10 protein-coding genes are annotated in these 10435 nt (G+C 37.7%); all 10 read left to right on the top strand.

What is annotated here, in order from left to right; all coding sequences use genetic code 11:
• Positions 1–233 (top strand): IS66 family insertion sequence element accessory protein TnpB (gene tnpB, locus AC13EX_RS06120; protein ID WP_482891988.1); only part of this gene is annotated, 233 nt, incomplete at its 5' end.
• Between the two features lie 75 nt (positions 234–308).
• A complete protein-coding gene (gene tnpC, locus AC13EX_RS06115) occupies positions 309–1829 on the top strand; it encodes an IS66 family transposase (protein ID WP_482891987.1) in 1521 nt (506 codons plus the stop codon).
• Positions 1830–2003: 174 nt separating this feature from the next.
• Positions 2004–3470: a mandelate racemase/muconate lactonizing enzyme family protein gene (locus AC13EX_RS06110; protein WP_482891985.1), complete on the top strand. Its 1467-nt coding sequence runs from the start codon at positions 2004–2006 to the stop codon at positions 3468–3470.
• A 167-nt stretch (positions 3471–3637) separates the two neighbouring features.
• Positions 3638–4000 carry a phage holin family protein gene (locus tag AC13EX_RS06105; RefSeq protein ID WP_482891984.1) on the top strand — a complete coding sequence of 121 codons (363 nt, stop codon included), beginning with the start codon at positions 3638–3640 and terminating at the stop codon, positions 3998–4000.
• 439 nt (positions 4001–4439) lie between these two features.
• Positions 4440–4997, top strand: a complete 558-nt coding sequence (locus tag AC13EX_RS06100) for a hypothetical protein (protein WP_482891983.1) — start codon at positions 4440–4442, stop codon at positions 4995–4997.
• A 51-nt stretch (positions 4998–5048) separates the two neighbouring features.
• The gene (locus AC13EX_RS06095; protein WP_482891982.1) at positions 5049–5951 is read left to right on the top strand and encodes a histone deacetylase family protein; all 903 of its coding nucleotides are present in this window, start codon (positions 5049–5051) and stop codon (positions 5949–5951) included.
• A gap of 140 nt (positions 5952–6091) precedes the next feature.
• On the top strand, positions 6092–6718 hold the full coding sequence (locus AC13EX_RS06090; protein ID WP_048643186.1) for an OmpH/Skp family outer membrane protein: 627 nt from the start codon (positions 6092–6094) through the stop codon (positions 6716–6718).
• 165 nt (positions 6719–6883) lie between these two features.
• Positions 6884–7855: a deoxyhypusine synthase family protein gene (locus AC13EX_RS06085; RefSeq protein WP_482891981.1), complete on the top strand. Its 972-nt coding sequence runs from the start codon at positions 6884–6886 to the stop codon at positions 7853–7855.
• A 10-nt stretch (positions 7856–7865) separates the two neighbouring features.
• The gene (locus AC13EX_RS06080) at positions 7866–9281 is read left to right on the top strand and encodes an OmpA family protein (protein ID WP_482891979.1); all 1416 of its coding nucleotides are present in this window, start codon (positions 7866–7868) and stop codon (positions 9279–9281) included.
• An 8-nt stretch (positions 9282–9289) separates the two neighbouring features.
• Entirely contained in the window at positions 9290–10417 is a 1128-nt protein-coding gene (locus tag AC13EX_RS06075; RefSeq protein WP_482891978.1) for a glycoside hydrolase family 130 protein, read from the top strand.
• Positions 10418–10435 lie beyond the last annotated feature (18 nt).

The following is a 10435-nucleotide window of genomic DNA, read 5'->3' as shown; positions in this document are numbered from 1 at the left end:
TGAATGGAGATGTGTTCATTTTTATTGGCAAGCGAGGCAACCAAATCCGACTTTTGCAATGGGACAAAGATGGTTTTGCCTTATATATCAAAAAGTTGGAACGAGGCACTTTTGAACGTCCTATTCTCACCGGAACAGCCATTACGAGTACTCAACTCAGCTTTCTCTTACAGGGGGTAAGGCTAGAATCGGTACGCTACAGAACCCGATACACACCCTTAAAAAGGGCATGAAAATAAACAGGTGAATTGAGTAAAAAAGTGCCTTAAAACTACTTCAAACCTATTTTTTATGCTTATTTTTATGTCATGGAAAATGAGACAATCGACTACAAAAAGCTATATGAGCAAGAGCTCCAAGCCCATCAGGAGTCATTGTTGACCATCTCCGAAAAGGAAAGTGCAATAGCAGACCTACAGCATGAACTTGAAAAGTTCAGGGGGTATATTTTTGGCACCAAGAGTGAAAAGAGAACCGCTAATGTGGGACTAAATCAGATGGGGCTTTTCGAGCTAGGCACTACCCAAGCTGTACAAGAGGAGCTTTCCGAGTCAGTACCTACCACAGAGCAAAAAACCACTCCAAAGAAAAGAGCCAAGGGCACCTCTCGTATGAGCCTTCCCGAAGAGCTCAGAAGGGAAGAAGTGGTGATAGAGCCAAAAGAATCCACTGAAGGTTGTGTACAGATAGGTCAGGAAGTAACCGAAGTATTGGAAGTAGTTCCGGCATCTTTTTATGTGAAACGCTACGTGCGTCCAAAATACGCGAGACCGAACGGTGAAGGCATCCTCATTGGTACATTACCAGATAGAGTAATAGAAAAGGGAATACCTTCAGAATCAGTGATTGCTCAACTTATCGTAGACAAATATGTCTACGGAATGCCGCTTCACAGGCAGCTGGATAAATACAGCAAGATGGGCGTAAGAATCCCTGCTTCGAGTGCCTCTGACTGGGTAATTAAGGGCTGGGAACAGATCAAGCCACTCTCCGATCTACTCAGTATGATAGTCCTAAGTCAAAAATACCTTCAGGTAGACGAAACGCCTATAAAAGTGTTAGATAGAGATAACAAAAAAGGTATTCATCAGGGGTTCATGTGGCTTTATCATGCGCCGGTAGATAGACTAGTACTCTTTGATTACAGAAAAGGGAGGGATCGATCGGGTCCCAAAGAAATGCTTGCTGACTTTAAGGGTATCATCCAAACAGATGGCTACAAGGTGTATGATTCCCTTTATGGGAAGCATGACACTATTCATTTAACGTTTTGTATGGCACATGCCAGACGCAAGTTTGTAGAAGCGCTCAATGACAATGAAGAACAGGCAAACCATGTCCTTGATGAGATGCAACTACTCTATAAGCTGGAAGCACAGATGAAAGAAAAGGGGTATGACTATCTACAGAAAACGAAGGAGAGAAAAGAGCATGCCACTCCTGTGCTGGACAGATTAGGGCAATGGCTGGAAAAGCACCAATACAGCCATAGGCCAACAAGTCCAATGGGCAAGGCTATAGAATATACCAGGTCAAGATGGGCAGGACTGAGTGTTTATGCACTTCATGGACAAATGGAAATAGACAATAACCTGGTTGAAAATGCCGTTCGTCCACTAGCTATAGGTCGTAAAGCGTATCTATTTGCAGGATCGCACAAGGCTGCGGAGATGACAGCAGCCATGTATTCTTTCATGGCCAGCTGCAAAAAGAACAAAATTAATGAGTTTGAATGGCTCAAGGACGTATTCGAAAGAATCCAGAGCCACAAGCAAAAAGATCTCTATCAACTACTACCTTCCAATTGGGAGAAACATAAAATCAAGTAGCTCCTCAAAGCATAAAATCCAACAACTCAAAATTAATCTATATGGGTTCGTCGGATGCTTACATTTCAGTGGCTTTTTTGCGTTCAAAAAATTTTCGTTTTCTATCATTTTTAGGCATATTGTAGGATAATAAGTAAATAAATTTTAACAATACCCAAAACACACCTATCAAATATGAAGAAAAATATCGATCATCTACAGCAACGTTACCAGGATGAGAAAATTGCAAAAGTTAGCACTTCAGAAAGGTCCCAACCATTGTTTGAAGAACCTAAAAATGATAGAAGGTCATTCTTTAAAAAGGCTGCTTTAGGAGGAATAAGTTTAGGTGGAATGTTGGCTTTACCTATGGAAGAAACCCTTGCTCACACAACTTCCAAAGTTAATCGTTTATCAAATCCCTCAGACTTAAAGATAACCGATATGCGGATTGCCCAATATGGCAATGTACCCTTACTTAAAATATATACCAATCAGGGCATTCATGGTTTGGGGGATGTTAGGGATGGTGCTGATAAGCGATACGCTTTGATGTTGAAGAGTAGGATTTTAGGTGAGAACCCCTGTAATATCGAGAAAATCTTTAAAAGCATTGAGCAGTTTGGTTGGCATGGTAGGCAAGGAGGAGGCGTGTCTGGAGTAGAAATGGCACTTTGGGACCTGGCAGGTAAAGCTTATGGAGTCCCTCTTTATCAGTTGTTGGGAGGTAAGTTTAGAGACAAGGTTAGGATTTATGTTGATACACCTACCGTACAAGATCCAGATGAATTTGCCAATAAAATGAAAGGAAGAGTTGACATGGGTTATACCATGTTGAAAATGGATATTGGTATAGGTTTGATAAAAGACCAAAAAGATACTTTAACGAATAAATCACCTTGGGGGCCGATGAGAGGTTGGTCTGACAAGGATGTGATGAGTTATACACAAACGCCACATCAATTTACTCATGTTCAAATAACGCCAAAAGGTTTGGAGAAAATGGTGGAATATGCTGCAAAAGCAAGAGAAAAAGTAGGCTTTGAGATACCATTAGCAATAGATCACTTTGGTCATATGGGGTATAATGAGATGATTAAATTGGCCAATGCTTTTGAACCATATAATATTGCATGGTTAGAAGACTTGATACCTTGGCAAAATACAGAGCAATGGAAGCGCATAACTGAAGCCATTTCTACACCTACTTTAACAGGAGAAGATGCTTATCATAAGAAAAACTTTAAAGATCTCATTGAAACCAGGGCTGTGGACCTAGTACATCCTGATCCGGGGAGTGCTGGAGGGTATCTTCAAACAAAAAAGATAGGAGATTATGCTGAGGAATTTCAAATAGGTATGGCTCTCCATCACGCCGCTTCACCAATTACCTTTATGGGTACAGTACATGCTGCCGCCGCCACCTATAATTTTATAGGGCTAGAGCACCATTCTGTGGATAATCCATGGTGGGAAGATTTGGTAACAGGTATAGATAAACCATTTGTAAAAGATGGATACGTGACCGTGCCAGAGGCACCGGGAATAGGTCTGGAACTCAATGAAGACGAAGTAAAGAAGAGGTTAAGGGATGGTGAAAAGTTTTTTGCGCCTACCGATGACTGGAATGAAATCAGGTCTTGGGATAGAACCTGGAGTTAATTTGAAAAATGGCAACCCGGTAACATTTGCCGGGTTGTTTTTTTATAGAAAGACTTTTTTATCTCAAATAAGTTTTGCTAATCTTGTAAGACCAAATTGCTTTAATCTTATAATCAAATAACCCTTAAATGCTATGGCCTAATCTGGGTTAAATTAAGTCGATATCTATGAGTAAAATTTTATCTATACTTTTACAATTAGCCGTTGCTGGATTTGTAATAATCTTTACAGCTTATTTGCTTCCCGGGATAATCGTGGATGACCTTTTTACTGGAATCCTGATCGCTGCCCTTTTGGCTTTATTAAATATTACGATTAAACCTATTTTGGTGTTTTTCACTATTCCCATTACCATACTTACCTTAGGTTTGTTCTTGCTGGTAATTAATGCATTGATGGTAATGCTTGCGGCAGATATTGTAAATGGATTTTCAGTAGGTAACTTTTGGTGGGCCCTTTTGTTTAGTTTGGTCCTATCCTTGGTAAACTCAATTTTTGGAATTTCCTTAGGTCGTGGCTTAGGAAGATGAAATTGTGACAAAACAATTCAACCTATTTAATGTTAATCTTATATCGAATAGTTCTTTTTGAATTATAGAAAAAAGTGAAAGTCATTTTAATCCCGATTAAATATTGGGGTTTTTCGAACTCATCAGGAGTATTTGACATCGAAAGAAAATCACATTAAGTAGCTGAATGTAAGGTTGTTTAGTGCCATATTATTACTTTAAAGCCTGTTTTGGGTTGTGTGAATTTGCCCTAAATCAGCATTAAAGCAATAAGCTTAATCATTTCTTTATACTTTTATTATGAATTTAAAGTTTATAATTAAAATCTTTTAGGTTAAATCTTTTTTTAAAATAGAAAAGATTGTAAATTATTGAGTAAATGCTACAAAGTAGTAGCCTATTTTTATTTTATTGTAACAAAACACAGCAAAACAGATATTATTAACCCACCTTTCAAGAGATGAAATACCCAAACGATGGTTTTTTACCTGAAACGATAGATAAATTAAAGCAGGAACTTATTTCCATCAATAAAAGCTTTAAAATTGTCCCAAGTGAGGACAATACTGACGAGTATGTCAATTTTTATTTCATAGGGAAATATGAAGGTAAGGAAGTGATTTATGATGCAGTTTTGTATACGCTTAAACTGCATTACCAAAGTGAGTTGTATGAATTGGCCGAACATGAGGCAGCCAAAAAATTTCCAAACTACAAAGGTATTAAATACGAAGAGGATGAAAATGGAAATCTTACTCCATTACAAACTGAAGAAGAAGAGATAGGTTGGTTCATTACAGAAATGATAATGGATATGGAAGAGGAGGGTTCTGTTAGGGTCCAGGAATTTTTGGATTTGGATACCCATCACGATTTTGGAATTGGCCTTGATGCTGCTCTAAATTTAGAATCAATTGATGAAGCTGAACTAGAGAAATTTATTGAAGCATTTAATGATGACACCCTCGTACTAGATGACACTTTTTATACCTTCGAATCTGAGGAAGAAGAAGACTAAAAGCAACCAATAGTTGTTTTTACCATCTTTAAATGAAATCATAGAATATTTATGTTAAAAGTAGCTTGGTCTACAAAATATGCCCACCCCTTACCACATGGGCATAGGTTTCCAATGGAAAAATATGAACTTCTCCCTGAACAGCTGATTTATGAGGGGACATTGACAGAGGAGAACCTTTTTTCACCATTGGCACTTGATGAGTCATTAATTACGGCTACCCATGAGCTAGAATATTTTCAAAAATTAAAATCACTGGGATTAAATAAAAGTGAGATTAGGAAAACAGGGTTTCCATTAAGTAAGGAATTAATAGATAGGGAAATCCATATAATGAACGGCTCAGTAATGGCAGCATTTAATGCAATCAGTGATGGGATTGGGGTGAATATTGCCGGCGGTACCCATCATGCATTTAAAGATAGAGGGGAAGGGTTTTGCCTGCTTAATGATATTGCTATAGCGGCAAATGCCTTGTTGTCCCAACAAATTGCAGCAAAGATTCTAGTTGTAGACCTTGACGTTCACCAAGGCAATGGTACTGCAGCTTTATTTCAAAATGAACCAAACGTTTTCACTTTCAGCATGCACGGTAAAAACAATTATCCACTTCACAAAGAACGATCGGATTTAGACCTGGCCTTAGAGGATAATATGGATGACACTAACTATTTACAGTTATTGGATAATCATTTTAAAAGGCTATTAGATGTGGTAGAGCCTGATTTTATTTTTTATCAATCTGGTGTTGATGTATTGGCGACCGATAAACTTGGAAGGTTGGGATTATCCCTTCAGGGATGTAAAGAAAGAGATAAGATGGTTTTCACTGCGGCCAAATTAAACAATATTCCAGTGATGTGTTGCATGGGAGGGGGTTATTCCTATAAAATTAGTGATATTATAGAAGCTCACGCCAATACTTTTAGATTGGCTCAGGAAATCTATTTTTAACCTAATTTTCATAATTTAAATTTTACCACCAAGGTTAGATATAGAAAAAAGGGTATTTTCGAGTTTATTAATGTTCTTAGAATTTGTAAAAGACTAAGAATTCTTATATTTGCCTCAATCAATTATAAAATCTATATCAAGTGAGAAAAAATACAACATTATTCAGTGCAATTGCAGTTTTAGGACTTTTAATCGGAGCTTGTAATACTCCTGCTAACAATGAATCCAATTCAGCCGATGAAAACAAGGTAGATATCTCTGACCTAAAAGTGGCTTATATCGTTACAGATAGTGTGATCAACAACTTTGATTACTTTAAAGAAAGGTCTGCTGAAATTGCTGAAAAAGGCAATAAATACCAAAGTGAATTGACTAATAGAGCTCAAGGATTTGAAAAAGAGGTAGCTAGTTTTCAAAACTCCAATGCAAACATGACCATGAACCAAGCTCGTGCCAAGCAAGAAGAGTTGATGACTAAGGAAAAAAACCTTATGACTTTTAGGGAAAATATCATGGCTGAACTTTCAGCAGATGAGACTAAATTGTACAATGAGGTATATGATAAAATCCAAGTATATCTTAACGATTACGCTGCTTCTAATGATCTTGAAATGATTTTATCTTATACAAGAGGTGGTGGTGTTTGGTATGCCAACAAATCGTTGGATATTACTGATGATGTTATTGCTGGGATAAATGATGATTATAAAAACGGAACTAGTAGCGACTCAGAAGAAAAAGTAGAAGAGCCGGCAGAAGAAAAGTAATTTAAATTACACTGATATATTTAAAAAAGCCCGGTTTTCCGGGCTTTTTTTATTTAATTTTGTACCATAACCTTGAGGAAACCTAAGTTGCTTTTCAGGGTCTTGTTGTTTATATTCGAATCTTTTAGAACCAACTTATTGGGCTAATAATTTTAATTAAAAAAAATGGAAATAACCAATTTTCTTAAACATCATTTCAGACACTTTAATGCAGCAGCTTTGATAGATGCTGCTGAGGGGTACAAAGCTCATTTGGATGACAATGGAAAAATGATGATTACCCTAGCCGGTGCAATGTCCACTGCCGAACTTGGGATTTCTTTGGCTGAAATGATTCGACAGGATAAGGTGCACATCATTACTTGTACTGGCGCTAATTTAGAAGAGGATGTTTTTAATTTGGTCGCACATGATTATTATGAACGAATCCCCAATTATAGAGATCTTTCTCCACAGCAGGAACAGGATCTGGTAGATAGGCACATGAATAGGGTGACTGATACTTGTATACCCGAAATGGAAGCCATGAGGAGGATTGAGAATGTGATCCTCGAAGAATGGCAGAAGGCTGACAAAGCCGGTGAAAGCTTTTTCCCTCATGAGTTTTTTTATAAAATATTGCTGTCAGGAAAATTGGAGAGTGAATACCAAATTGATCCTAAACATAGCTGGCTATTAGAGGCTGCTAAGAAAAATATACCTATAATTGTTCCAGGTTGGGAGGACTCTACTCTGGGAAATATGTTTGCAGGTCACGTGATCGCTGGAGATATCAAAGACGTTCATACCGTTAAAGGTGGAATCCAATACATGATATTTTTAGCAGATTGGTATACAGAGAATGCGAAAGAGGACAGTACAGTTGGGTTCTTTCAAATAGGTGGAGGAATCGCTGGTGATTTTCCAATTTGTGTGGTGCCAATGCTTCATCAGGATTTACAACGTGATGGGATACCACTTTGGGGGTATTTCTGTCAAATTTCAGATAGTACCACCTCTTATGGATCTTATTCCGGCGCAGTTCCCAATGAGAAGATTACTTGGGGAAAATTAGGTATTGATACACCGAAATATATAATTGAATCCGATGCGACCATTGTTGCTCCATTGGTTTTTGCAATAGTATTGGGACAATGAACAGTATAAGATGATCAAAACCTTTGTTAGATTTTTAAGAGCAAGCACAGTTTTAGTGCTTGCTCTTTTTGCTTATCATAATTCTCTGGGACAAAGCTCAGGTTTAAAACGTGTTTTCTCACTTGAATATGACGAGCAACACCCAATTATAGCTCCAGATGGATCCTTGTTTTTTACTCTGGCCTTTCATCCAGACAATATTGGTGGAAAGAGCGATCCTGGAGATGTATGGTTTGCCCCGGAAGAAGATGGTGTATTCAAGTTGCCCCAATCAATCGCTGAACTATCTACACCATTTTATGACCTGCTAATTGGTTTTATTGACTCAGATACAGCTCTGGTTTATCATGCAAACTTGAATAAGGAACAGGTTATACTACGGTATTTTTGGGATGGCAGAAGTTGGAATAGGGATGAGGTGGTTCAAATTCCTGGCTTAAAAACCAAAGGAGACTACTTTAGTGCTTCGTTGGACCCTGGTGGATCTTTTATGGTTATGTCTATGGACTCCTATGGAAGTTATGGGAATGAAGATCTCTATATATCTAAGCGGAATGGGAATACATGGAGCAGGCCTATAAATCTCGGTGCAAGCATTAATACAGCTAGTCAGGAATTAAGTCCGGCTATTGGTTTTAATGGTGATTCACTATATTTTTCTACAAATGCCTCTGACAATGAAAAGAGCATTGAAATCTATTTTAGCATGCGATTGGATGAAAGTTGGAGAAAGTGGAGCAATCCTAAACTTTTAAAGTTATCCGAAATGGCTGGTATGGACATGTATTATTTTCCAGCTTCTGAAAATGAAAGATTCTTTTTTACCAATACGCAGACTAGCGATGATTTTGGGAATATTTACTATAATGGAGTAGCCTCCTTGAAAATTGAGGAGGTGCCATCGAAAAAGGAAGAAAATCTTGAAAATAAGATGGAGATCAAGAGCTTTGAAAATGCAAATGTGATAAAAAACCTATATGCTAATGAAAATGTTTTAAAAAGTAGCATAGAACCTACATTGGAAAAAACAATTGTTGGGGACTTAAAAGAGAATTTGGCTACATTGGCAGTAGGTGAAGGCCTTGTTTTAGAAGGGCTATTATTTCAAAGAGCTTCAGTAGATTTGGTTAATGATAAAGAGTCCTTGAACACCTTGGATGAATTAGCCACCTATTTGAACGATAATCCTGAAAAGGTTATTTCTATAGAAGGACATACGGACAGTTATGGAAATGAAAATGTCAATATGCGATTGTCATTGGCCCGGGCAAATAAAATAAAAGAGCTCCTAATTGAAAGAGGAGTACAGAAGGACCGCTTGTTTACTAAAGGCTGGGGAGGGAAAAAACCAATAGCGACCAATTCTAATGTGGCGGGAAGAATGAAAAATAGAAGAGTTGAGATCATATTTTTGCTTAATAAATAAAGATTGAAATGACTAATTTGAAAAAGTTGGGATTTTGGTACTTAGGCTTATTGCCGTTTTTAATAATATTATCATGTAAGGAAAAGGTGAAAAACGAGGTTGACGCCAAAGAACTACATCCAAAATCATGGGAAATGCGACCTTTTGTTAAAATGGATGAAGACAACCCCGTGCTTAACCCAGGAAATTTGACCTTTACCTGTCCTATTCTCCAGAAACCGGTGAAATGGGAAGAAAAGGATGTTTTTAATCCTGCTGCGGTGATTAAAGATGGGCTCATTAATCTTCTTTATCGAGCAGAAGATAGTATTGGCAGTAATAATGGAACTTCTAGAATTGGCCTTGCATTAAGTGATGATGGAGTAACTTTTAAAAAACTTCCTGAACCAATTTTTTATCCGGATAATGACAGTCTAAAAATATTAGAATGGGATGGGGGAGTAGAAGACCCTAGAATTGTTGAGGCTGAAGACGGAAGATATATTTTGACCTATACAAGCTATGATGGAGAAGTAGCCCGACTAATGTTAGCTACTTCATTAGACTTAAAGAATTGGAAAAAATATGGACGGGTTTTGAGAGGTGAATGGAAAGATACTTGGAGTAAAGCTGGCGCTATTGTGGCCGAAAGAAAGGGGGACAAGGTCATTGCAAAGAAAATCAACGACAAGTATTGGATGTATTTTGGTGATACGGACCTTTTCTTGGCCTATTCTGATGACTTGATTAATTGGAGTCCATTATTGGAAGAAGGTAACCTAAAATCGGTGCTTAAACCTAGGCCTGGATATTTTGATAGCCGATTAGTAGAGTCAGGCCCTTATGCTTTACTTAGAGAAGAAGGTATTTTACTATTATACAATGGAATGAATCTAGGAGAGAATGAAAACCGTGATACGACTCTTGCTCCTGGGGCTTATTCGGCTGGGCAGGCATTGTTTGCAAAAGATAATCCAGGTAAATTGATAGATAGGTCTGAGACTTATTTTCTGACTCCTGAAAAACCCTATGAAACCGAAGGACAGGTTAATTTGGTCTGTTTTATTGAGGGTATGGTTCCTTTCAATGGAAAGTGGTTTTTATACTATGGTACAGCCGATTCTAAAATAGCAGTAGCAGTTTATGAGGGAAATTGATCCCAATTTAGCTTATTC

The organism is Cyclobacterium sp. L-R (assembly GCF_056859355.1).
This window is presented reverse-complemented; position numbering and strand designations above follow the sequence as displayed.